The organism is Pseudarthrobacter scleromae, from assembly GCF_014644515.1.
GTDB classification, from domain to species: domain Bacteria; phylum Actinomycetota; class Actinomycetes; order Actinomycetales; family Micrococcaceae; genus Arthrobacter; species Arthrobacter scleromae.
Genome location: NZ_BMKV01000005.1, coordinates 486,323 through 509,719 on the forward strand (window position 1 = coordinate 486,323; position 23,397 = coordinate 509,719).

Genomic DNA, 23,397 nt, shown 5'->3' on the forward strand with positions numbered 1-23,397 from the left:
GGGGAGATGTGGTCAGGCTGCGGGCCGGAGGGAGAGGCTGCGGCGCAGCGTCCGGTTCCAGCGGTTTGCGGGCAGGTCCGGGCACAGGGCGGCCATGCCGGTGGCGAATTTTGAGATCCGGGAGGGGCGGACGCCGTGTGCCCACAAATGCCGGTCCAGCGGCCCGGCCGTGGAGCCCGACTTGGTCTCCAGGATCACCGCATGATCGAGCACCCAAGCAGCCTGGCCGGGACGCTGCCAGGTCACGTCCGTGTCGATGGTGGCGCGGCTCCCGGACTCCGGCAGGTAGAGCGTGGTCCGGTGGTAGCGGGTTTCCAGGACCGGGTGGAGGCGGCCTGGGGGCACTGAACCCACGGCCGCGGTGAGCGTTTCGCGGACGTATTCCAGGCCTTCGGCAGTGAGCCGGGCGCGGTCCTCGGGAAGGTACGGGATGCGTTCCTTGACCGTTGCTTCCCGGGCGCCTTCGGTTTTCACCTCCAGGAAGCTCACCGCGCTGTCCACGTAGGTCCGGGTGCGGATCTTGTACCTGCGCCGGCGGCCGTGGGCTGCCAGGAGGTAGCTGTCCAGGCCGGCGGTGTCGAAGTAGACGGAGTCGTAAGCGAAGCTGCTGACGCCGTTGATCTCCAGGACGCGGACGTCGGCGCGGAACGTGGCGAGGAGCTGGCCCGCAAGCCCTGCCGGGACCACGTATTTGCGGTCCACCCGGGTCTGGAGTGCGGCTTCGGCATTGAGCTCCTCCAGCCCGACGGGCCGGAGGGAACGGAGGTTGCTGACGACGGCGGCCGTTGTGGGGATGCTCATGCGGCACCTGCAGTGGTTGTCAGGCGGGCGGTGGCTGGTTCTCCGGCGACAGGTTGAAGGGAGGCAGGTTCCATGGGGGCAGGCTCCGTGTGCCGCGGCGCCGGCAGGGCCGTGACGGCTGCAGCGAAGGCTGCGGGGGAGTAGGCGTAACGGACATCCACGATGGTCTTGTCGTTCACAAGGTCCAGTTCCTGGATGGTGGCGGAGTGGACCCTGCCGTGGAGAACCTCTTCCAACCGGGCGTAGAGTTCGCCGTCCTCGGCAATGGCGCGGTCCAGGATGACGGTCTGGTGGCGGTGGGCCGGCAGGACCCGTGGGTGGTCTCCCACGAACATCACCAGCAGGATCAGTGCCATCAGTGAACCGGTCAGCCAGAGGGGCTCAATCCCCAGGCCGGCGATCAGGCCAAGGGCCAGGGCTGAGAAGTAGTAGGCCACCTCGTGCTGGGCCAGCTCGGTGGAGCGGAGCCGGATGATGGACAGGACCCCGAACAGGCCCAGTCCCAGGCCAAGCCCGGCGGCGGAACCCGAGAGCGCTGTGGCCACGGCGAGGACGCCCACGTTCATGCCCAGGTAGGACACCACCAGGTCGCGGCGGCGGTGGCGGCGGAGGTAGAGGGCGAAGGTCAGGATGCTGATGGCTGCCAGGTCGGCGAGGATGAAAATAAGGGGGTTCATGGGATTCTCCGGGATGTCTTCGGTGGGCTGGTATTCACGATGCCCGCCCAAACTGTGCGGGTGCTGTGACGGAACCTAGCCGGGTATATGAGTGCTGGCTGACGGTTCCCTGGGGCCGGTGCGGGACGTTTTGCCGGCTGCCTTTCCGCGTGCCTGTGCCGTGAAAAGGAAGCGCTGCTGCACCACAAAACTGATGCCCAGCAGGATAACTTCGGCCAGGATCTTGGCCGGAAGCACCAGCAGCCCGGCGCCTTCCAGGGCCCAGATGAGGCCGAAGTTGGCGGCAAGCAGCAGGGCGGCGAGGCTGAAGTAGCGGGCGCCGGTGGTGCCGGCCGGCCTGTCCCTGCCGTGGTCAAAGACGATGCGCCGGTTCACCATGAAGTTCACGGCGGAACTCACCGCCCTGGCCCCCAGCACAGCCAGGAGCAGGGAGTCGATCAGCAGCGTGAGCAGCACGAACAGCACGGTGTCCACCAGGAACGCCGTGAAGGACGAGGCCAGGAACTTCAGCAGCGGGGCGTAGATCCGCACCGAGTCGGCCAGCGGACGGAAGTGGGAACCTGAATTGTGGTCCAGGTACACCGTGGCGATGTCCACCGAACGGATGGCATAGCCGGCGTTACGGGCTTCCAGCAGCAGGTTCAGCTCGTATTCGTACCGGTCGCCGCGGACGGACCGGAGCCAGGGGATCATGGCGGCGGGGTAGCCGCGGAGGCCGGTCTGGGTATCGGGAATGCGCTCGCCGGTGGCCAGGGTGAAGAGCAGCTTCGTTGCGGTGTTGCCGAACCGGCTGCGCGCCGGGACGTCGCCGGCGAACTTCCTGCTGCCCAGCACCATCATGGACCAGCCCTGCCCCGCCCGGTTATCCCGGAGGGAATGGGCCACCCGGAGGACGTCCGTCGTCCGGTGCTGGCCGTCGCTGTCGGCGCACACCACGTCGTGGCCGGGCAGGTTGTCCGCTATGAAGCCCAGCCCGGACTTGAGGGCGAAGCCCTTTCCCCTGTTCCGCCCGTAACTGATCACATGGCACCCAAGGTCCCTGACGGCGTCGAACACGTCCCGGTACTCCGGGCCGCTGCCGTCATCCACCACCACGATGGGAAGCCACGGTTCCGCCTGGCGGATGGAGCGGATCAGGGCGGGAAGCTGCACGTCCGGCTCGTAGGCCGGGATCAGGATGATCATGGCCGGACCTACTGCGCGATGTAGAGGATGTCGGAGGTGCCGCGTTCCCTGTCCCCGCCCAGCGGGTTGTTCACCAGTCCGCCGTTGAAGTACATGGTGGAGGAACCACCGCCGTCGATGTTGTACGCCGTGGTGGCGCCGAGGTTCTGCATGATGCCGGCGAGGCCGGTCATGGTGACGCCGGCGCTGTAGCCGGGGCTGCGGCCGTCCACCACCACGAAGACGAGGTGGTTGTCGTCGATGATGCCGACGGCGGTGCGGGGCTGTTCGCCCTGGATGGAGTGGTTGCCGAAGTTGGTGTCCACTTCGACGTCCTCGATGCCCTCGGCCACCTCTCCGTTGTCCAGTAGGGACGGGCCGAAGGACAGTGTGTTCCAGACGCCTTCGGCGACCAGTTGCCCGGCCGTGGTGGTGGTTTCGTCATAGACCTGGACGGTGCCGTCGCGGTAGAACGCCAGGCCCTGCCGCGCGCCCTCGTCGCGGAACACCACGCCGTTGCGGATCACGATGCCGGTGTCCCGGAAGCCGTAATAGTCGCCGTTGATGGCGAAAACCGCGCTGTTGGCCTCGGCAATGGCAGAGGTGGTTTCGGTGATGTTCTCGCCGAAGCTGTCGTTGGCGAAGGCGGACTGGAGGGTGGTGGCATCATCGAGCACGACGTCGGCAACGTAGTACGTAACGGTGTCGTCGGCGCTGCCGGTGGTCACCGTGGAGATGCTGATGTTGGAGGAGCCGGAGACGTAGGAGGTGTCCGTGGTGACGGCGGTGCCGCCGGACCCGGGCACGGTGCCGGTGGAAGTGTTTGTGGAAGTCCCGGAACTGCTGCCTGCCTGGCTGGCTTCGTAGGCTGAGACGTCGGCGATCTCGACGTGCTGGACCACGAACCGGTCCAGTGCCCAGGCCGTGGCGCCCCCGGCGGAAAGGGTGAGGGCCACGGCCCCGGCGGTGATGGCCCGCCGGGCGCGGCCGGGTTTACGTTCTCTGGTCTGTTGCGGAGTCATGCCCCATTTCTAGGGAGGCAAGCTGGCAGGGGGATTTGCCGGATATATGAGGGGCCTGTGAAAACTAGCCGTCGTAGTGCGTGCGTGCCGGCCCTTGGCCCAGCGAATTCACCACAGCTGCGGCAACGTCATGAAGCTTCGAGTTGCGGGTGCTGGAGGCCGTTTTCAGGATCTCGAAGGCGTCCTGCTGGCTGCACCGGTTCTGGGCCATGATGATGCCCACGGCCATGTCGATCACCGTCCGGGACTCCAGTGTGGCGCGGAGGTTCGCCGCAGTCTCGCTGTAGTGGGCAAAGCGCACCGCCAGGCGCAGGGCCAGGGACGTCTGGCCCACGAAGTCTTCGGCGAATTCAAGGATGCGCGGCTCGAAACGGTGTGGCCGGCGCGAGTACAGCAGCAGGGCAGCCTTCGTCCCGCCCTCCAACTGGAAGGGCAGCGCGAGGACGGAGCGGATGCCCTGGGCGAGCACGGCCGAGGAGTATTCGGGCCAGCGGCCGTCGTCGCGGGCGTCTGGGACGTGGATGCTCTCCTGGGCGGCGGACGCCGTCAGGCTCGGCGTTTCGCTGAACTCGTACTCGAGGTGCGCAATGGCCTTCGCATCCGGGCTGCTGCTCGCAACGGTAGCGGCCTTGCGCTGCCGCAGGAGGGTGATGGCGCACATGATCTCATCGCCGGGCTCGGAAAGGTTGCGTGCGGACACCTGTGCCAACTCGTTGAGGAAGTCCTCAACATCAGAGCTGTTGAGGACCAGTTCATGCAGGTGCTCGGTAATGGATGTATCAGTTTTTGCTGTTGACTCGCTGGCCACGGTTTCTTGGTGCCATTCGCTCAGGACAACCCGGCAACTTCCAGCATCCCCCCGCGGTGCGGGCAGGCTGTGAAGGTCGCTGGATCGAGGAACTTTCCAACGGCCTGCTGCTAAACCGATATCCAGAAGTATATACATCCTCCGGCGGGGGAAATGGTCACTTTGACACATACGGGTGCAGGCTCTCTGGCGCCGGCCGGGGAGTTACCGGCAGAATGAAGCAGGCGCCGGAGCTCCCGGCGCCTGACCCCCGGAACCGGCGGCTGGCAGGCCCCGCTGGGGCAGGAAGAGGGACAGGACATGACCAGGCTGCTCATCATCGGTCCGCCGGGCTCCGGCAAGGGAACGCAGGCGGAACACCTGGCCCGGCACTTCGGCGTTCCCACGCTTTCCACCGGAGAGATTTTCCGGACCAACGTCAACGAGGGGACGGAGCTGGGAAACCAGGCTGCCGGCTATCTCGACGACGGCGATTTTGTCCCGGACCACCTCACCAACGCGATGGTCAAGGACCGCCTGCAGGACAGCGGCCTGCAGGCGGGCTTCCTGCTGGACGGCTATCCGCGCACGGCACCGCAGGTAGCGGAGCTGGACAACATGCTCGTGTCCCAGGGGTTTGCGCTGGATGTGGTCATTGAGCTGACCGCCCCCGACGCCGTCCTGGAGCAGCGGATGCTGCGGCGTGCCGCGGAGCAGGGCCGCGCGGATGACACGGTGGACGTGTTCCGGCGCCGCCTGGATCTCTACCACCGCGAGACGCATGAAGTAGTCTCGGTCTACGCCGGCCGTGGAATGCTCGTTTCCGTGGACGGCAGCGGAGATCCCGGCGACATCACCGAACTGGCGATCGCCGCCGTCGAAAAGTTCCTGGCTTCCCCGCGCCCCGGCGCCTGAACCGGCGCAAGCCACCAACGTAAAGGACAACCTGATGAGAATTGCGGTCACCGGCGGTAGCGGAAAACTTGGACGGCACGTGGTCCGCAGGCTCACGGAGGACGGCCACCAGGTCCTCAACCTGGACCGCGAAGGCAGCCGCAGTCCCGGACTGGTTGTGGTGGACCTGCGGAACTACGGCCAGGTCCTGGACGTGCTGCTGGGAGTGGACGACAGGCATGACGGTTTTGACGCCGTAGTACACCTCGGTGCCATCCCCGCCCCGGGCATCATTCCCGATGCCGCCACCTTCGAAAACAACATGCTGTCCACCTACAACGTCTTCCAGGCGGCGCGCCGCGCGGGCATCAAGAAGGTGGTGTACGCCTCCAGCGAGACGGTGCTGGGACTGCCGTTCGACGTCGACCCGCCCTACATCCCCGTGGACGAGGAGTACCCGGCGCGGCCGGAAAGCACCTACTCCCTGGTGAAGCACCTGGAAGAGCAGATGGCTGCTGAACTGACGCGCTGGGACCCGGAACTGAGTATCGTGGGGCTGCGGTTCTCCAACGTCATGGACGTGGAAGACTACGAAAAGTTCCCATCCTTCGACTCCGACGCAACCCTCCGGAAATGGAACCTGTGGGGCTACATCGACGGCCGGGACGGGGCCCAGGCGGTGGTCCGCGCCCTCGACAACGGGAAGCCGGGATTCGAGGCGTTCATCATCGCCAACGCGGATACCGTCATGAGCCGGTCAAGTGCCAGCCTGGCCGCGGAAGTGTTCCCCGGCGTCAAGGTGGTCAAGGAGTTGGGCGACCACGAAACCATGCTGTCCATCGACAAGGCACGCCGGCTGCTCGGCTTTGAGCCCGAGCACACCTGGCGGGACCACTGGCAGGACCCCGCAGGCGGCTCGCCACGCTAGCTGCTGACCGCACTGCCGGTTTCGAGCAGGAACTCGGCGCGCCCATGCACCGCACCGTTGACTTGCAGCTCCAGGGCGTGCAGGCCCGGGTGGTGCACCCTGGTGGTCATCTGCCTGAAAGCATGGCGTTTGGAGAGGCTCCGCGTCTCACCCGGGGCAAGGGTGAGCGTTGACACTTTGAAAACCTTGGCGGACTGGCTGCCATTGGCCTTGCGGTAGTGGACCAGATAATCCACTGCCAGGCGCGCATCGCGCGCGCCGGTATTGGCGATCTCGAAGGAGAACGTCAGCTCACCGGGCAGGGTCAGGACCTCCCGGTCCAGGTGGGGCCCGGACACCGCCACCTGCGCCGGTGTAAAACCGAGCAGCTCCAGCGCCTCCGGATGGCCCTTCTTGATGAGCGTGCGGAGACCATGCCGCACCACCCATCCCGTGTTGCCGTCAGCTGCGGACAACCACGCCCTTGCCGTGGCCACTACGGGGCCGGGTGCGTGCCGGGCAAGGTCATTGAGGTGATTGGCTACGGACCGCCGCACGTACTCCGAGGGGTCCCGATACAGCGCGGTGAGGACGGGAAGGGTGGCTTCGGGCCGCTCCACGAGGCCGGGCTCGCGCACCGCCCATGGCAGGTAGGGGCGGGTTCCCTCACTCGCCAGGCGGCGGACATGCTCATCCGGGTGGGACGTCCATTCCAGGGCGGCGGCCAGGGCCCGGTCCGGGTCGTGTCGCAGCAGGCGGCGGATGGCAAATTCGCCGGTGAGCCTTGGCGTCAGTTCCGCCAGCAGGGCCAGGGCGTCGTCAAAGTCCTCCGCGGCGCCGGAATCCACGGCAAGGGCGGCAGCAGCCTCTGACACCGGCCACAGGATCCAGCCGGTGAACTCCGGAAACCGCAGTGCTGCACGGAAGCTGCCCGCCGCCGTCGGATATCCCGCCCCGGGGACGCTCAATGCATCCTCCTGCAGCGCCTGCGCCACAAGATCAGTCCTGGCGCGCAGGTTCAGGTCCCCCAGCAGGGAGGCGGTGGCGCGTGTCCGGACCCACCGCACACCGGGAGCGGCCTCCGTGAGGATGGCCGCGGCGGAATGAACGGCGGCAGCGTCAATCAGTTCGTTCATTGCACCCATGGAGTCAGGCTACCGCCAGTGCTGAACGCGCCGCGCAGGTGCTGCTGGCCGTCGTGAAGAAGATACCGCGGCCAAACCGCACCTGCACGGTGCGCGCGGGATACTCTTCCCCTAGGAAAATCTCAACGGAGCAGGACGGGCATCACAGTGCGACATCAGGATTCAGCAGGCTCCGGAGCCACCAGCCGGAGCCACGGCAGGTGGCGGGCCTTCCACGACAAGTTCGTGGTGGAGGAGCGCTTCATGGACCCCGCCGACCGGCGCGGGCTGTACCGGGCGGCCATCATCCTGGTGGTGGCGGGGGCTGCGCTGTTCATCGCCACGCTGGTCAGCGTGCTGCAGGCGGACGGCCTCTCGGCGGCAGATGTGCCGGTCCGCGACTGGCTCCTGGGGATGAGGTCCGACGCCGGCACGGCCTTCATGATTTTCCTCGCCGTGGTCTTCGGTCCGGTTGCCCTGCCCATCATTGTCCTGGTGGTCATCCTGTGGTGGGGATTCGCCGCGAAACATGCCTGGCGTCCCATCCTGCTGGCGTCGGCGATGGTCACCGGCGTCATCATTTCCCAGGTCATCCTGCGGATCGTCCAGCGCTCGCGGCCGCCAGTGGAGCAAATGCTGTTCGGGATCGACCATACGTTTTCGTTCCCGTCGGGGCATGTCCTGGGGGCCTGCGACTTCCTCCTGGTTGGCGCCTTCCTGGTGTTCTCCCGGCACAGCAACACCAAAGCGGCCGTTCTCGGTTTCGTGGGGGCCGGGATCGGCATTGTGCTTGCCGCCCTGAGCAGGCTGTACCTGGGATACCACTGGCTCAGCGACGCCCTCGCTTCGTTGTCCCTCTCCCTGGTCATCCTGGGCGGGGTCATTGCCCTGGACACGTGGCGCACCGCCCGTGTTCCCGGGGAGCGGATCACCGGTGAATTGTCCAAGGCGGACTTGCCCCGGGATTGACTGGCCCCGGGACTGAACTGTCCACCGGCCCCTCAGCCCGGCCCCTCAGCCCGGCGGCCGGGACCTGGCCCTTTTGAGGGCGCGGTGCAGCTTGCTGTTGGCCGCCTCAAGTTCCAGCACCTTGGCCACGCCCGCCAGGTTGAGGCCCTGTTCCAGGAGTTCACCGATCCGCAGCAGGACAGCGATGTCGTCATCACTGTACTGGCGGGTGCCGCCGGACGTCCGCGACGGCGTCAGCAGGCCCTTGGTCTCGTAGAGCCGGATGTTCTGCTGGCCCGTTCCAGCCAGCTTCGCCGCCACGGAGATGGCGTACAGCGCGCGGCTGCTGCTGGGGCCGGTTTCCCGTCCCGCGTCCTGTTCCGCCATCAGTTCTCCAGTATCCGTCCGGGGTCTTGCTTCAGTTTCCCACGAGTGCTATAAAAAATCTATATTCATCACCATAGATTAAGGGCGGTGGATATGGCACACGTGAAACACCTACTGAAGCTGAAGGAGTGGGAAATGATGTTGATGCGCACGGACCCGTTCCGTGAGCTGGACCGGCTCACGCAGCAGGTCCTTGGAACCGCTGCCCGGCCGGCTGCCATGCCCATGGACGCCTGGCAGGAAGACGGCGAGTTTGTGGTGGCCTTCGACCTGCCTGGCGTGAAGATGGATACCTTGGACCTGAACGTTGAACGCAACGTCCTCACCGTCAGGGCGGAGCGCAAGGACCCCACCCAGCCCAACGTGGAACTGGTGGCCTCCGAACGTCCCCGCGGCGTCTTCAGCCGGCAGCTGATCCTCGGTGACACGCTGGACACTGACAACATCAAGGCCAGCTACGAGCAGGGCGTCCTGACCCTGCGGATACCGGTGGCGGAAAAGGCAAAGCCGCGCAGGATCGAGATCCAGACGCAGCAAAGCGAGAAGCACCAGATCGGAACCTAGCCACAGCCGGCCGGCGCGGGGAACCTCTTCACGGTTGCCCGCGCGCGGCATTCTTTCTGCCGGCGTCCGCCGGATGCGGACGCCGGCAGAGCGGAAAAGGGCCACCATGACAACAAGCCCCGACTACTACGACACCCTGCGGGTCCAGCCGCACGCCACTCAACAGGAAATCTCGCGCGCCTACCGGGCCCTGATGCGCAGCCACCACCCGGATGTGGACGGCGGTACCTCCCCGGAAGGTGAGTTACTGATGATCATGCAGGCCTACAACGTCCTCCGGGATCCTGAGAGGCGCGCCGCCTATGACAAGCAAAGGGCCGGCGCTGCCGGACAGTCCGTTCCCGTCCGGAAGGTGCGCAGCCCCGGCGGGTCTCCGGACCCCATCATCAGGATCACGCCGGTGCGCTGGGAAAGCGGGCCCTGGGCCTGACAGCGGTCCCGTCACTGGGCCTGACAGCGGTCCTGGCACTGCGTCCCGCGGGGAACGGAACGGGGAACGGAACGGGGAATGGAACACAACAACAACACCGCGAGGAGGCGGAGAACCGGATGAGCGACTGGCGCCGATACGATTCACACCTGATTCCGGCATTCCACGAGCGCTTTGAACAGCGCTGGGGTGCCGGAACTGCTCCCTTCCTGGACCCTGAAGCGCATGAGCAGCCGCTGCCCCGTGCGCAATGGATCAACCCCGCCACGGGCGCAGCGCTGGCCGTTGTGCCGGTATGGACTACGGACGAGAAGCAGCAGCGGTCCTTTGGCGTTTTCTACCTTCCGCCCGCGGGCGACATCTGGGTGCTGCGGCCCGGCTATACGGGCTACCTGGAACCTGCCGAGGGGGAAACCGAGCACCTGGCGACGCTCCGGAACGACGCCTTCCGGAAAGCGGTGGCCCACGCCAAGGAGTTCCTGTTCGGCTCCCAGTAGCTTGCCACCTGGAAGAGGCGCGGCGGCGGGCACCGTTTTGCTCGTCAGGCGCCCTCAGCTGTGCCATCCTGAGACGTACTTTATTTACGCTCCGTTACAAAAGGCCCGCAGATGCACATCACCGCCAAAGAACTCGCTGCCCTTATCCCGTCCGGATTTACGCTGGGCGTGGCCACGGCTGCCTTCCAAATTGAGGGCGCGCTTGATGAGGACGGGCGGGGCCCGGCGGGCTGGGATGTCTTCGCAGCCAAGGACGGGGCCATCGTGGAAAACCACAGCCCCGTCGTCGCCACGGACCACTACCACCGCATGCCCCAGGACGTTGCGCTCATGAAGCAGCTCGGCGTGGACTCCTACCGGTTCTCCTTCGCGTGGCCGCGCATCCAGCCGACCGGGCGCGGGCCGGCCAACCGCGCCGGCCTGGCCTTTTACGACAGGCTCCTGGACGAGCTGCTGGCCAACGGCATTTCCCCCATGGCCACGATCTACCACTGGGACACCCCCCTGACGCTGGACGAAGCCGGCGGCTGGATGAACCGGGACACCGCCTACCGCCTGGGCGAGTACGCTGCCATCCTCGCGGAGGAATTCGGCGACAGGGTGGCGCGCTGGGTGACCATCAACGAACCTGCCACGGTCAGCACCAACGGCTACACGCTCGGCCTGCACTCACCCGGCAAGGAACTGATGATGGGGGCATTCCCGACCGTGCACCACCAGCTGCTGGGGCACGGCCTCGCCGTCCAGGCCCTGCGCGCCGCCAAGGTGCCTGGGGAGATCGGGATGAGCAACGTCTACTCGCCCATGGTGCCCAATTCCATCAACCCGCTGGACAGGATCAGCGCCGGACTGATGGACCTGGCCCAGAACCGGCTGTATGCGGACCCGGTGCTGACCGGAAAATATCCGGACCTGATCCGGGCGGCCAAGTTCTTCAGCTCCTTCGAGCACCCGGACGAGGACATGGAACTGATCTCCCAGCCGCTGGACTTCTACGGGCTCAACTACTACATGCCCACCAAAGTGGCGGTAGGGCCGGGCGGGGGAGCAGTGCCCGCCAGCATGGCCGAAGCCATGGGCAGCGACCTGAGCGCGGCCGGCAACGGCGGAACACCGTTCCACGTGGAAACCTGGCCCGAGGCGGACATTACCGCCTACGGCTGGCCGGTGAAGCCCGAGTACATGGCCGTGGCCCTGAAGGAGATGGGCGAACGCTACCCCAACCTTCCGCCGGTCATCCTCACGGAGGGCGGTGCCAGCTTCGAGGACATCATCGTCCGGGACAAGTCCACCAATACCAAGTTCATCCCGGATGAGCGGCGGCTCAAGTACCTCTCGGACCATCTCGAGGCCGCCCTGAAGGCTACTGCCCCGGGCGGCGATGCTGCATCGGTTGACCTTCGGGGCTACTACGTGTGGTCGCTTCTGGACAACTTCGAATGGTCCGCCGGGTACAACCAGCCCTTTGGCCTCCTGCACGTGGACTTCGACACACTGGAACGGACGCCAAAAGCCTCCTACTTCTGGCTACAGGAACTCATCGAGGAGCGTGACCTGGCCGCCGCGGCAGGCGCTGCGATCGCAGAGGCCATGGTGGGTGACGCCATGGACGTCGAGGTCCTGGGCGCAGGGGCTATGGGCAGTGAAATGCCCGACGACGACGTTCCCGCCGTGGGTGCCAGCGCCTAGAGCAGGTCCAGTGCCGTGAGCTGCTTGGCGATGCCGGCGCCGTCCGGGGAGTAGATCCACGGAACCTGGGACGCGGTATGGTCCCCGTCCTCGGAGTGGCCGCCGGCGAACACCGATTCGCTGACAGACAGCTGGCGGATGGCGATCGCGGCTACCTTGTCCGGGTGCTCCTGCGAGAAGCCGGAGTAGATGGCTTCGTCATGCTGGCCGTTGTCACCGATCAGGAGCCACTGCATGTCCGGGAATTCCTTGGCGAGCCGTTTCAGGTTCCGGTGCTTGTGGTCCTGGCCGCTGCGGAACCACCGGTCCTGCGTGAGGCCCCAGTCGGTCAGCAGCAGCGCCCCGGACGGATACATGTTGCGGGTCAGGAAGCGTGCCAGCGTGGGTGCGGCGTTCCAGGGCCCTGTGGAAAGGTAGATCACCGGTGCGTCCGGATGCTCCACCGTGAGCCGGTCCAGCAGGACGGCCATGCCGGGTGTTGCCATGCGGGCCCGCTCGCTCAGCACGAAGGTGTTCCACAGGGCCAGGAACGGCCGGGGCAGGGCCGTCACCATGACGGTGTCATCGATATCGGATACGATCCCGAACTTCACATCCGGTGCGATGACCCGGATCCTGGCCTCAACCGGCTCCGTGCCCTCGGCGCGCAGGACCGCGGTGTGCCAGCCGGGCTCCAGCTGGACGCTGACTTCCGTGTCGATCAGCCCGCCCCTGTCCGCCCGGACGTGGGTGACAACATCGCCGATGGTGATTTCGACGTCGGTGAACTGCAACGGAACGCTGGTGAAGGCCCGCCAGCCGCGCACGTTCTGGTTGCCGTTCTGCGCTGCGTGCTCGGCCTTGCTCCCCGGCATCGGCTTTTGGGTCAGCAGGACCCGTCCCAGGACACGCACCAGGCTGGTTGATCCATAGCCCTGGTAGGCAATGGTCTGCGGCACGAACTTCCAGCGTTTGGCCAGTCGGATGCGCACACCGTTAACGCCGTCGGAAATCCGGTGGGCAAGCTTGAACGCTGTGTTGCCGGAAAGCTGGGACTTCCCGTCCGGGTCCTGTGGTGTTGCTGCGTTCTGGGGCGGTGTCTGGGGCTCCGTGTCCATGGGACCACTCTGCCACAGGCTGAACCACGCGGAGCTACCTTGGTCCTTGCCGTTCTTCCATGACGTCACCCTTCCCCAAGGATCCAGCGCAGGGTCTCGGCGTTGCGCACTGCGTTGCCGCCGCCGTCGTTATTGAAATAGGCGTAGACGTCCAGGCCGCTGCCGGACCACTCCCGGATCCGGTCTGCCCACCAGTGCAGGTCGGCATCCGAGTAGGAGCCGGCGTAGAGGTGCTGGTGGTCAGGGCCGTGCAGCCGCACGTACGTGAACGGGGCAGTAGTGCGCAGGATGCAGGGAAGGTTGGCGCCGCTCATGATGCAGTAGGCGGCCTGGTGCCGCTCCAGCAGTGCGTAGACGTCGTCGCAGTCCCAGCTGGGGTGCCGGAACTCCACAGCCACCCGGATCCATTCCGGGATCCTGGCCAGGAAATACTCCAGCCGGGCGTCGTCGCGTTCCATGCCGGGCGGCAGCTGGACCAGGAGGACTGCCCGCTTGTCGCCGAGCTCATGCCAGCACCGCTCAATCCGTTCCACCCACACCTCTGGCTGGTACAGCTTCCGGGCGTGGGTCAGTCCGCGGGGAGCCTTGACCGACATGCCGAAGCCATCAGGCAAACGCCGGTTCCAGCCGGCAAACGTGGTGTCCCGGGGCCACCGGTAGAAGCTGGCATTGAGTTCGACCGTGCCGAACCGGGCAACGTAATGCTTGAGCCGGTCCTTCGCCGGGAGCCCGGGCGGATAAAGGACGTTCTCCCAATGGTCGTAACTCCAGCCGGAGGTGCCGATGTGGACTGCCATGACTGCAGGCTACATCGAATCGTGCCCATCACCGCGGGGCGGACTGTGGCAGGGTAAGGACATGGCGCGCATCGAGGATTATGCAGTTGTTGGCGACCTTCAAACGGGGGCCTTGATCAGCAAGGAAGGCTCCATCGATTGGCTGTGCCTGCCACGGTTCGATTCCCCGGCATGCTTCAATTCCCTGCTGGACACCCCTGAATCGGGGCGCTGGCTCCTCGCACCCGAAGGCGGCGGACCGTGCACGCGCCGGAGCTACCGGGACGGCACCCTGGTGCTGGAGACGGAGTGGGAAACGCCTGAGGGAACGGTGCGCGTCATTGATTTCATGCCGCCACGAGACTCCGTGGCGGACATCGTCCGCATTGTTGTGGGCGTCAGCGGGAGCGTGCGGATGCACAGTGAGCTGGTGCTCCGCTTTGACTACGGCCACATCATTCCCTGGGTCCGCAAGGACAGCCTGGGCGTGCACGCCATCGCCGGCCCGGACGCCGTCTACCTGGTCACACCGGCGCCCCTCCACGGCGAGAACATGCACACCATCAGTGACTTCACCGTCAGCGCCGGGGAGCGCGTCCCGTTCGTCCTCACGTGGGCGCCAAGCCACGTGGGCCGGCCGCACAGCGTGGACGCTGAAGAAGTCCTTGGCACCACCTCGGCCTTCTGGCGCGGCTGGGCATCCCAGTGCACCGTCAAAGGGAAGTACCAGGACGCGGTGGTGCGCTCCCTGGTGACCCTGAAAGCGCTGACGTACGCCCCCACCGGCGGCATCGTGGCGGCCGTGACCACGTCCCTGCCCGAGCAACTGGGCGGTCCGCGCAACTGGGACTACCGGTACTGCTGGCTGCGGGATGCCACCATGACGCTGCAGGCCCTCATGGCAGCCGGCTACACTGCCGACGCGGCGGCCTGGCGGGACTGGCTCCTCCGCGCGGTGGCCGGCGACCCCGCCGACCTGCAGATCATGTACGGCATCCACGGCGAGCGCCGCCTGCCGGAGATGGAACTGCCGTGGCTGAAGGGCTATGAAAATTCGTCCCCGGTGCGCATCGGCAACGGAGCGGCCGAGCAGCTGCAGCTCGACGTCTGGGGCGAGGTGCTGGACTGCCTCGCCCTGACCCGGAATTCACTGCTGACGCATCCGGATGAATCATGGGACGTCCAGCTTTCCCTGATGGAGCACCTCGAGAAGATCTGGGACCAGCCGGACAACGGGTTGTGGGAGATGCGCGGGCCCCGCCGTCACTTCACTCACTCGAAGGTGATGGCCTGGGTAGCCGCGGACCGGATGGTCAAGGGCGTCCGCGAGTCCGGGCTGCCGGGGCCGGCGGACCGCTGGGAGCGGCTGCGGGACACCATCCACCGGGACGTTATGGCCAACGGGTTTGACGCCGTCCGCAACACGTTTGTCCAGGCCTATGGCCGGCCGGAACTCGATGCCAGCCTCCTCCTGATCCCGCGCGTCGGCTTCCTGCCCCCGGACGATCCGCGGGTCATCGGCACCATTGATGCCATCCAGCGCGAACTTACCGAGGACGGGTTCGTCCTGCGTTACCGTCCCGAAGAGAGCGACGACGGCCTGCCGGGGGATGAGGGCGTCTTCCTTGCCTGCTCCTTCTGGCTGGTGGAGGCGCTCCTGGGGGCGGGCCGGCACGAGGAATCCCGGGCACTCTTCGAGCGGCTGCTGGAACTTCGGAACGACGTGGGGCTGCTGAGCGAGGAATGGGCCGTGAAGGCCGGCCGGCAGCTGGGCAACACCCCGCAGGCCTTCAGCCACTTTGCGCTTGTGACTAGCGCCCTGGAGCTGCATCAGGATACGGTTCGGCGAAGTGACACCCCCATTCCGCCGGAGACGGCGGGACGTGCTGAGGCGGCGCGGCAAGGGGTGACTTCTCCTTCGCAGAACAGATAAGTATACTTACTAACACCTCAGTGCTCCTGAAAAGCACAACGCGGTGACTGATGGAGGAGTGATACGAATGGCCGGGTATTTTGAGCTTGTGGATGCGCCTGACGGCGGTTACAGGGTACGGATGCTGGATGGAGCCGGGAGCCTCATGGCCATCTCGGTCACCTTCCCCACGAAAAGGGCTGCTGTTGCCGGCGTGGCGATGGCGCGGGAAATTGCAGGGACCGGGCTGATCCGGGACAAGAGCCACGACGGCGCAGGAACGGTCCTCCGGGAACGCGTCCGCCCCGTAAGCTCTGCAAAGGAAGAGGCGGCCCGCCAGAAGAAGGCGCCGGCTGCAAAGCGGGCAGCGGTCAGCTGATGGCACCCCAAAGCCCTGTACCCCCTGGCGGACGACGCCGGGGGGTTCTTTTTGACGTTGACGGCACCCTGATCGACTCGTCCTACATCCATACGGTCGCCTGGTGGGGAGCCTTCCGGCAGCAGGGCTACGACATCCCAATGGCCACCATCCACCACCATGTGGGCATGGGCGGCGACCGCCTGGTGGACAGCCTCCTGCCCGGCGGGCGCGACCGGTCCCTCGACCCGGAGATCATGGCCATCCACGGGGCGCTTTACGCGTCCCACTGGCCGTCCCTCCGGGCCTTTGATGGGGCCAGGGACCTGCTGGGCCAATGCCATAACCGAGGCCTGGCCGTGGCGCTGGCCTCCTCGGCGCGCAGGAAAGACCTGGATGTGATGAAGTCCATCCTGGATGCCGACGCCTTTATCGACGGCGCAACCAGCGCCAATGACGCAAAGAACAGCAAGCCCGCCCCGGACATCCTTGTGGCCGCACTGGAAGCCATTGACGTCCAGGCCGCTGACGCCGTCTACATCGGGGACGCCGTGTGGGACATGAAGGCTGCTGCAGCCCTGGGAATCCCGGCGATTGCCGTGACATGCGGGGGAATCAACGCCCGTGAACTACGGGATGCGGGCGCAGTGGAGGTCTACGAAGGGCCGCGGGACCTCCTGCGGAACCTGCCCTCAAGCGCCCTGGGCCGGCTGCTCGCCAGGACGGAAGGACCGTACTGAGGCGCCCGGCTCAGACCGCTTGCCCGCCGGTGACGGCGTCCTCGTCACCCGCGTTCGCAGGCTTGTTCCACACCACGGCCACCTTGACTGACCCGTCGTCGTTCCGCTCAATGTCCGTGCTCACTTCCGCCATGTTGGCGCCCATCTCCATGATCCGGGCGTGGTACGTGCCAACGAGCGACTCCAGGCTCTCTTCCGTCCATTCGCCGGGCCGCATGCGGGTGGAGATCTCGACCGGTTCCGGCTGGTAGAGCGTCATGGCGTTCCTCTTTCGCGCGTTTCCTGGGATCTGGCCCTTCCTACGCTAGAAGCCCCGGGCCACAAGGACAAGAGTTTAGTCAGCTTGCTTACTTTTTTCTGCCGAAGCCGATACCGTCGGTCTATGGGCTCAGGCCCGGACTAGAGGCAACACCACCGGAAGGCGAATCGTGAAAGCACTGACCTGGCAAGGAAAACGCTCGGTAAGCGTGGAAGAAGTACCTGATCCCGTAATCCAGGAACCTACCGACGCCATTGTCCGCATCACCTCCACGGCCATCTGCGGCTCGGACCTGCACCTGTACGAAGTCCTGGGACCGTACATGCATAAAGGGGACGTAATCGGCCATGAACCGATGGGCATCGTGGAAGAGGTGGGAAGCGCAGTCACCAACCTGCGCAAGGGCGACCGCGTGGTTGTCCCCTTCAACATTTCCTGCGGCAACTGTTATATGTGCAGCCAGGGCCTGCAGTCCCAGTGCGAAACCACCCAGGTCAAAAGCAAGGGTTCCGGCGCTGCGCTCTTAGGCTTCTCGGAACTGTACGGTTCTGTTCCCGGCGGCCAGGCCGAATATTTGCGCGTGCCGCATGCTGATTACGGCCCGGTGAAAGTGGGGAGTGAGCTTCCGGACGAGCGGTACCTCTTCCTCTCAGACATCCTCCCCACAGCCTGGCAAGGCGTGGAATACGCGGACGTCCAGGCCGGAGGCACCCTGGCTGTGTTCGGCCTGGGACCCGTCGGTCAGTTCGCCACACGGATCGGCGTCCAGCGGGGGCTTCGGGTCATTGGGGTGGATCCTGTTCCCGAGCGCCGCGCGATGGCGGAGCGGCACGGCGTGGAAACCCTCGATTACGGTAAGGACGTGGCGGACCAGCTGCGGGAGATGACAGCCGGAAGGGGCCCGGATGCGGTGATTGACGCCGTCGGAATGGAAGCCCACGGTTCCCCTGTTGCGGGCTTCGCCCACCAGGCCCTCGGGCTCCTGCCCGACAAGCTCGCCCAGAAGGCGATGGAGACCGCCGGGGTGGACCGCCTCGCCGCACTCCACACCTCCATCGACGCCGTCCGGCGCGGCGGCACGCTGTCCCTGAGCGGCGTGTACGGCGGCCAGGCCAGCCCCATGCCCCTGCTGACCATGTTCGACAAGCAGATCCAGGTCCGGATGGGCCAGTGCAACGTGCGCCGCTGGACCGATGACATCCTGCCCCTGGTGGAGGACGACGCCGATCCGCTGGGCGTGATGGACCTGGTCACCCACCGCTCGGGGCTGGAAGGGGCGCCTGCCCTGTACGAGAAGTTCCAGAAGAAAGAGGACGGCTGCATCAAGGTGGTCCTCAACCCGGGAGCCTGACACCAGCGGGAAGCTCAGCAGGAAGCCCTCAGCACAGGCTGTTGAGGGCTTCCTGTGCCACGTCCTGCATCTCATGGATCAGCGGGTTGGTCTCAAGGGTGGGCGGTGCCGGAGGGTAGGCGAGAGAGATCGACAGCTGGCTCCTGCCGTCCTCGCTGGTCATGGCGATCATTCCATAGCCGTCGGTATCGCCGGGCAGGCCGTAGTAGAAGCGGTTGTTGCAGGTGTTGTTCCAGCGCCGCAGGGCAAAGCCGTAGTACTGCGAGTAGCCGCCCTTCATGGCCGTCACGGTGTCCGGCGGCAGCAGCCTGCCCTGCAGCAGCGCGGCGTAAAACGTATTGACTTCCTCCACCGTGGAGACGGCCCCGGTGGAGGGCGACTCCGCCTGCCAGGCCGGCATGCTGGCATCCGTGCGCCTGCCCTCCAGGGTGACGTATCCGTGGACCATGCCGTGGGGCGGGGGACCGCCCAGCCGGGTGGACTCCAAGCGCAGGGGGAGGGCGATGTCCTCAGCCAGGACCTCATCGATCCCCTGGCCGCGGAGCCGCTCAACAATCAGGGCAAGCGCCGCGTAGTTCGAACGGGAATAGTCGAAGATCCGTGCCAGCCGGCCGTCCCACGGCTCGGTGGCCGCCAGGGCCAGCTGCTGTTCGAGGCTGAGCGGCCGGTTCATCGTTTCTGCCCAGCTTCCGGACGCCAGCAGGGGGACAGAAAAGTCGGGGATCCCTGATTCGTGGGTCAGAAGCTGCCGGACGCTCACGGGGCCGGGTGGATGGAGGACGCTGCCGAACTCGGGCAGGTAGCGGCTTGCCTGGCTGTCCAGGTCCAGCCGGCCCTCTGCTGCAAGTTTCATCACCGAGACTGCGATAAGGGATTCGGTGATGCCGCCCACGCGGACGGGGTCGGACACCCTGGCGGGCTCGGCCGAGTCCAAGCTCCGCACCCCGGCGGCATGGGTCCAGGTGGTGGTCCCGTTCCTGAGGGCGATCAGGACGGCAGGGGCGCCCTCGGCCAGCATCCGTGCGCTGAAAGCTTCCAGCAGCGCAAAGGCGGCGGGCGGCTCCGGTTCCGGGGGATCGGGTTCGCGGATGCAGCCGGCGGAGGACCCTGCCAGCAGGACCACGCACAGGGCTGCCGCAGTGCGCTTCCACCCGCGGACCCGGCTTGTGCCCATGCCACCAATTTTCCACCCAACCAGGTAGCAGCACATGTCCTTTTGGGGGCCCAATACGACATGTGCTGCTACTTAGTTGGGAGAATGTGGGAGTGCTCAGGTGAGGCGCACCTGCCGGTTCATGTCCTTGTACAGCAGGTAGCGGAACTCACCCGGGCCGCCCGCGTAGCAGGCCTGCGGGCAGAAGGCGCGCAGCCACATGAAGTCGCCGGCCTCCACCTCCACCCAGTCGTTGTTCAGCAGATACATGGCCTTGCCCTCAAGGACGTAGAGGCCGTGCTCCATGACGTGGGTTTCGGGGAACGGGATGACGCCGCCGGGCTGGAACGTCACGATGTTCACCTGCATGTCGTGGGCCAGGTCGCTGGAGTCCGTGAAGCGGGTGGTCTTCCAGGCGCCGTCGGTGTCCGGCATCGCCGTCGGCTCCACGTCCTTTTCGTTGGTGACGAAGGACTTGGCCTCGTAGCCCTCAAGGCGCTCGTAGGCCTTGCGGATCCAGTGGAAGGACACGACGTCGCTGGAGACGTTCTCCAGGCCCCACTCCGAACCGGCAGCCAGGTAGGCGTAGCCGCCTTCCTCCAGCTGGTGCAGTTCACCGTCGAGGGTGAGGCTGACCCTGCCGCGGGTCACGAAGATGACGCCTTCCACACCGGCCTCGAATTCGGCCTTGGGGGCGCCGCCGCCCGGGCCGATCTCCACGATGAGCTGCGAGAACGTTGTGGCAAAGCCGGAGATGGGGCGGGCGATGATCCAGGACCGGGTGTTCGAGAAACCGGGCAGGTTGGACGTGACGATGTCCGTCATGACGCCCTTCGGGATCACCGTGTACGCCTCGGTGACGATGGCGCGCTCGGTGGTCAGATGGGTCTGCGGCGGCAGTCCGCCGGTGGGGGAATAGTACTTGCCCATGAAAAGGGATCCTTACCTAGGAGTTGGACGTGGTGGCGAGCCGCGGGTGCGCCAGTGCAGTGAGCTGCGGAATTCCGACGCCGGCGAGCGCCTGGACTTCATCGGCTCCGACGGCGCCGCACTGGACGCCGCGGAGGACGAATGCGGCCAGGGCGCGGGCCGTGGCGGGTTCATCCATGACGCCACCCTCGGTCCGCTCCACATAGTTGCGCAGGCGGGCCACGGCAGCGGGGAGGCCCTGCCGGTAGAAGGCGTAGGTGGCAGCGAAGCGGCTGGGCAGCTGGGCCGGGTGCAGGTCCCAGCCCTGGTAGTAGCCGCGTTCCAGCGACCGCCGGACCAGGCGGCCGTGCAGCTGCCAGGCGTTCTCCACGTTGTCGCCCACGGGGATGATGTTGGTGGACCCGTCCGAGAGCCGGATGCCGGTGCCGGCCACTGCCAGCTGCATGACTTCCTTGGCGAAATCGGCCACCGGGTGCTCCATGGACTGGTACTCGGCAGAGATCTGCAGGGAGGCGGAGTAGTCGTAGGTTCCGTAGTGGAGGCCGCTGATCCGGCCGGGGACGGCGTGCGGCAGCTGCGCCACCGGAGAGGTGCCGTCCGGACCCAGGATGAGCTGCGGGGTTTCCACCTGGACCTCGAAGCGGAGCCGGCCGGCGGGGAGGGAGTGGACCTCTTCCAGCCGGGACACGGCATAGTCCATGGCCTGGACCTGGGCTACGGTGGTGACCTTGGGCAGGGTCAGGACCAGGCCCTCGGGCAGTTCACCGGCCGCTGCGAGCCCGGAGACAAAGAGGTCCAGCGTCCGGAGCCCGCGGGCCCTCGTGGGCGCCTCGAAGCACTTGAACCGGATGCCGATGAACGGGGGAGCGGACCCGGCCGCGACGGCGGCGGCCACCGCGGCTGCTGCGGCAACCGCGGCAGCGTCCTCGGCGTCGTCGCCCCTGTCCCCGAACCCGTCCTCGAAATCGAGCCGAAGGTCCTCGACCGGCTCACTGCCCAGCTTGGCTTCCACGCGGGCCGCGACGGCCTCTGCCAGCGCGTTGTCCTGGCCCAGCAACGTGCCCAGCCGTTCCAGCCCGCCGTGGCCGGCCGCCGTCGCCATCGCCTGCGCGCCCCAGTCGGCAGCGAACGACGGCGTGAACCGGTCCGCGGGGACGTACACGGTGTGGACGGGCTGGCGGGACCCGTCGTCACCCGGGTAGTTCCGCTCAAGCAGGCGGTCCGTTGCGGCGAGCTGCCCGTCGATGTTCGCCAGGTCGCCTACTGACAAGGACGGCTTGGGTGTTTCCGCCATGCCTCAGCCCACCAGTTCGTAGGCCGGGGTGGTGAGGAAGTCCGTGTAGTCCTCCGAGAGGCAGATGTCGGCGATCAGTTCGCTGGCAGGCTGGTAGTAGCGGCGGAAGGCTTCGTCGCCGAATTCAGTCCGCAGCCGCTCGGTCTCCTCGCCCAGGATCCGCTCCACCAGCTCGCGGGTCACGGTGTTGCCCGTGTCCGCCAGGACTGACTTGTTGCGGATCTGCTGCCAGACCTGCGAGCGGGAGATTTCCGCCGTGGCGGCGTCCTCCATGAGGTTGTGGATGGCAACCGCGCCGTTTCCGGACAGCCACACCGCCGTGTAGGCCACGGCGACATACAGGTTCAGGCGCAGGCCTGACTCCGTCACCTGGCCTTCGGCGGACGCCACATCCAGCAACTGTTCCGCGGTCACGGAAACCTCCGGGCGCTGCTTGTCCAGCTGGTTGGGCTTGCTGCCCAGGACGGAGTCGAAGACCTCGCGGCAGGTGGGCACCAGGTCGGGGTGGGCAACCCAGGAGCCGTCGAAGCCGTCGTTGGCCTCACGCGTCTTGTCCGCGCGGACCTTGGCGAAGGCAGCCTCGGTCACCTCAGGGTGGCGGCGGTTGGGGATGACGGCGGCCATGCCGCCCATGGCGAAGGCCCCGCGCTTGTGGCAGGTCTTGACCAGCAGTTCGGTGTAGGCGCGCATGAACGGTGCCGTCATGGCCACCGAGGCGCGGTCCGGCAGCACAAACTCCTCGCCGGCGTCCCTGAAGTACTTAATGATGCTGAACAGGTAGTCCCAGCGTCCTGCGTTCAGGCCGGAGGCGTGGTCCCGCAGTTCGTAGAGGATCTCGTCCATCTCGAACGCGGCCGGGATGGTTTCGATCAGCACGGTGGCGCGGACGGTCCCCTGGCCCAGGCCCAGGTAATCCTGTGCGAAGACAAAGACGTCGTTCCACAGCCGAGCCTCGAGGTGGCTTTCCATCTTGGGCAGGTAGTAGTACGGTCCCTGGCCGTTGAGGACCAGCTGCTTGGCCACGTGGAAGAAGTGCAGGCCAAAGTCCACCAGGGCGCCCACGGTGGGTTCACCGTTGATGAGCAGGTGCTTTTCGGGCATGTGCCAGCCGCGGGGGCGGGCCACCACGACGGCGAGCGGTGCGTCGGTGCGGAGCCTGTACTCCTTGCCCTCGTCCGAGGTGTAGCTCAGGGTGCCCTGGGCAGCGTCGCGAAGGTTGAGGATGGCGTCGATGACATTGGCCCAGGTGGGGGTACTGGCATCCTCGAGGTCCGCGAGCCACACCTTGGCGCCGGAGTTCAGGGCATTGATGGCCATCTTCGCCGGTGAGGCGGGCCCGGTCATTTCGACCCGGCGGTCCTGCAGCGGTGCGGGTGCGGGCGCAACTTTCCAGTCGCCGTCGCGCACGCCCTGCGTCTCCGGCAGGAAGTCCAGCTTTCCGGTCTCGGCCACCCGCTGGCGCTTGCCGGCCCTGGCCGCCAGGAGCTCGTTGCGGGTGCCGGCGAAGCGGGTGTGAAGCTCCTCAATGAATGCCAGTGCCTTGGGGGTGAGGATCTCCTCCGCGCGGTCGATCGGCCGGGGATCTGTGACAGTGATGGCCATTTCTGGTCCTTTCCTTGTGGCTTGCAGTCAGGCA

At 66.3% G+C, this 23,397-nt stretch carries 25 protein-coding genes; 11 read left to right on the plus strand and 14 right to left on the minus strand.

The genetic code is table 11. The features are described 5' to 3' along the window. Positions 1-12 precede the first annotated feature (12 nt). The 5 genes from IEX33_RS15555 to IEX33_RS15575 form a co-directional block, all read right to left on the minus strand. A complete protein-coding gene (locus IEX33_RS15555) occupies positions 13-801 on the minus strand; it encodes a polyphosphate polymerase domain-containing protein (RefSeq protein ID WP_188731645.1) in 789 nt (262 codons plus the stop codon). Further along, the gene (locus tag IEX33_RS15560; RefSeq protein ID WP_229675410.1) at positions 798-1,478 is read right to left on the minus strand and encodes a DUF4956 domain-containing protein; all 681 of its coding nucleotides are present in this window, start codon (positions 1,476-1,478) and stop codon (positions 798-800) included. The genes IEX33_RS15555 and IEX33_RS15560 overlap by 4 nt, the downstream gene beginning before the upstream one ends. Before the next feature lie 75 nt (positions 1,479-1,553). Next, positions 1,554-2,663: a GtrA family protein gene (locus IEX33_RS15565; protein WP_188731647.1), complete on the minus strand. Its 1,110-nt coding sequence runs from the start codon at positions 2,661-2,663 to the stop codon at positions 1,554-1,556. Positions 2,664-2,671: 8 nt separating this feature from the next. Continuing rightward, the gene (locus IEX33_RS15570) at positions 2,672-3,664 is read right to left on the minus strand and encodes a phosphodiester glycosidase family protein (RefSeq protein WP_188731648.1); all 993 of its coding nucleotides are present in this window, start codon (positions 3,662-3,664) and stop codon (positions 2,672-2,674) included. A gap of 64 nt (positions 3,665-3,728) precedes the next feature. Then, positions 3,729-4,472 carry a GAF and ANTAR domain-containing protein gene (locus tag IEX33_RS15575; RefSeq protein WP_174177296.1) on the minus strand — a complete coding sequence of 248 codons (744 nt, stop codon included), beginning with the start codon at positions 4,470-4,472 and terminating at the stop codon, positions 3,729-3,731. 300 nt (positions 4,473-4,772) lie between these two features. Here IEX33_RS15575 and IEX33_RS15580 point away from each other — a divergent pair, with 300 nt between their 5' ends. Beyond that, the gene (locus IEX33_RS15580) at positions 4,773-5,366 is read left to right on the plus strand and encodes an adenylate kinase (RefSeq protein ID WP_188731650.1); all 594 of its coding nucleotides are present in this window, start codon (positions 4,773-4,775) and stop codon (positions 5,364-5,366) included. Positions 5,367-5,400: 34 nt separating this feature from the next. After that, positions 5,401-6,273: an NAD-dependent epimerase/dehydratase family protein gene (locus IEX33_RS15585; protein WP_188731651.1), complete on the plus strand. Its 873-nt coding sequence runs from the start codon at positions 5,401-5,403 to the stop codon at positions 6,271-6,273. Here IEX33_RS15585 and IEX33_RS15590 read toward each other — a convergent pair. Beyond that, complete coding sequence (locus tag IEX33_RS15590; protein WP_188731653.1) at positions 6,270-7,397, minus strand: DNA alkylation repair protein; 1,128 nt, start codon at positions 7,395-7,397, stop codon at positions 6,270-6,272. The genes IEX33_RS15585 and IEX33_RS15590 overlap by 4 nt on opposite strands. A 147-nt stretch (positions 7,398-7,544) precedes the next feature. Between IEX33_RS15590 and IEX33_RS15595 the strand changes: the two genes are divergently transcribed. After that, positions 7,545-8,345: a phosphatase PAP2 family protein gene (locus tag IEX33_RS15595; protein ID WP_377090636.1), complete on the plus strand. Its 801-nt coding sequence runs from the start codon at positions 7,545-7,547 to the stop codon at positions 8,343-8,345. A gap of 45 nt (positions 8,346-8,390) precedes the next feature. Here the strand turns inward: IEX33_RS15595 and IEX33_RS15600 are convergent, their stop codons facing one another. After that, a complete protein-coding gene (locus IEX33_RS15600; protein ID WP_188731655.1) occupies positions 8,391-8,711 on the minus strand; it encodes a MerR family transcriptional regulator in 321 nt (106 codons plus the stop codon). A 138-nt stretch (positions 8,712-8,849) separates the two neighbouring features. On the opposite strand from IEX33_RS15600, the gene IEX33_RS15605 reads away from it, so the two are divergent. The 4 genes from IEX33_RS15605 to IEX33_RS15620 all read left to right on the plus strand — a co-directional run bounded on the left by IEX33_RS15605 (position 8,850) and on the right by IEX33_RS15620 (position 11,891). Next, positions 8,850-9,275, plus strand: coding sequence for an Hsp20/alpha crystallin family protein (locus IEX33_RS15605; protein WP_188731766.1), 426 nt, complete (start codon positions 8,850-8,852; stop codon positions 9,273-9,275). A 106-nt stretch (positions 9,276-9,381) separates the two neighbouring features. Further along, positions 9,382-9,705, plus strand: a complete 324-nt coding sequence (locus IEX33_RS15610) for a J domain-containing protein (RefSeq protein ID WP_188731658.1) — start codon at positions 9,382-9,384, stop codon at positions 9,703-9,705. 119 nt (positions 9,706-9,824) lie between these two features. After that, on the plus strand, positions 9,825-10,202 hold the full coding sequence (locus tag IEX33_RS15615) for a hypothetical protein (RefSeq protein WP_188731659.1): 378 nt from the start codon (positions 9,825-9,827) through the stop codon (positions 10,200-10,202). Between the two features lie 111 nt (positions 10,203-10,313). Beyond that, positions 10,314-11,891, plus strand: a complete 1,578-nt coding sequence (locus tag IEX33_RS15620) for a glycoside hydrolase family 1 protein (protein ID WP_188731662.1) — start codon at positions 10,314-10,316, stop codon at positions 11,889-11,891. Here IEX33_RS15620 and IEX33_RS15625 read toward each other — a convergent pair. After that, positions 11,888-12,988, minus strand: coding sequence for an App1 family protein (locus tag IEX33_RS15625; protein WP_188731664.1), 1,101 nt, complete (start codon positions 12,986-12,988; stop codon positions 11,888-11,890). The two genes, IEX33_RS15620 and IEX33_RS15625, sit on opposite strands and share 4 nt — an antisense overlap. Positions 12,989-13,053: 65 nt before the next feature. After that, on the minus strand, positions 13,054-13,785 hold the full coding sequence (locus tag IEX33_RS15630; protein WP_188731665.1) for a DUF72 domain-containing protein: 732 nt from the start codon (positions 13,783-13,785) through the stop codon (positions 13,054-13,056). Positions 13,786-13,846: 61 nt separating this feature from the next. Here IEX33_RS15630 and IEX33_RS15635 point away from each other — a divergent pair, with 61 nt between their 5' ends. The 3 genes from IEX33_RS15635 to IEX33_RS15645 all read left to right on the plus strand — a co-directional run bounded on the left by IEX33_RS15635 (position 13,847) and on the right by IEX33_RS15645 (position 16,774). Further along, positions 13,847-15,697, plus strand: a complete 1,851-nt coding sequence (locus IEX33_RS15635; protein ID WP_188731768.1) for a glycoside hydrolase family 15 protein — start codon at positions 13,847-13,849, stop codon at positions 15,695-15,697. A gap of 67 nt (positions 15,698-15,764) precedes the next feature. Then, positions 15,765-16,055 carry a hypothetical protein gene (locus IEX33_RS15640; protein WP_104189536.1) on the plus strand — a complete coding sequence of 97 codons (291 nt, stop codon included), beginning with the start codon at positions 15,765-15,767 and terminating at the stop codon, positions 16,053-16,055. Beyond that, positions 16,055-16,774: an HAD family hydrolase gene (locus IEX33_RS15645; RefSeq protein ID WP_188731667.1), complete on the plus strand. Its 720-nt coding sequence runs from the start codon at positions 16,055-16,057 to the stop codon at positions 16,772-16,774. The genes IEX33_RS15640 and IEX33_RS15645 overlap by 1 nt, the downstream gene beginning before the upstream one ends. Positions 16,775-16,784: 10 nt before the next feature. Here IEX33_RS15645 and IEX33_RS15650 read toward each other — a convergent pair whose 3' ends face one another. Next, positions 16,785-17,033, minus strand: a complete 249-nt coding sequence (locus IEX33_RS15650) for a hypothetical protein (RefSeq protein WP_104189541.1) — start codon at positions 17,031-17,033, stop codon at positions 16,785-16,787. 169 nt (positions 17,034-17,202) lie between these two features. On the opposite strand from IEX33_RS15650, the gene IEX33_RS15655 reads away from it, so the two are divergent. Continuing rightward, positions 17,203-18,384 (plus strand): zinc-dependent alcohol dehydrogenase, encoded by a 1,182-nt coding sequence (locus IEX33_RS15655; protein WP_188731669.1) that lies wholly within the window; start codon positions 17,203-17,205, stop codon positions 18,382-18,384. A gap of 28 nt (positions 18,385-18,412) precedes the next feature. On the opposite strand, the gene IEX33_RS15660 is transcribed toward IEX33_RS15655, so the two are convergent. From IEX33_RS15660 to aceB, 4 genes are all read right to left on the minus strand, one after another. After that, positions 18,413-19,558, minus strand: coding sequence for a serine hydrolase domain-containing protein (locus tag IEX33_RS15660; RefSeq protein ID WP_188731671.1), 1,146 nt, complete (start codon positions 19,556-19,558; stop codon positions 18,413-18,415). Between the two features lie 96 nt (positions 19,559-19,654). Continuing rightward, entirely contained in the window at positions 19,655-20,467 is an 813-nt protein-coding gene (locus IEX33_RS15665) for a bifunctional allantoicase/(S)-ureidoglycine aminohydrolase (protein WP_188731673.1), read from the minus strand. Positions 20,468-20,483: 16 nt separating this feature from the next. After that, entirely contained in the window at positions 20,484-21,761 is a 1,278-nt protein-coding gene (locus IEX33_RS15670; RefSeq protein WP_188731674.1) for a DUF6986 family protein, read from the minus strand. Positions 21,762-21,764: 3 nt separating this feature from the next. After that, positions 21,765-23,363 carry a malate synthase A gene (gene aceB, locus IEX33_RS15675; RefSeq protein ID WP_188731676.1) on the minus strand — a complete coding sequence of 533 codons (1,599 nt, stop codon included), beginning with the start codon at positions 23,361-23,363 and terminating at the stop codon, positions 21,765-21,767. Positions 23,364-23,397: the final 34 nt, after the last annotated feature.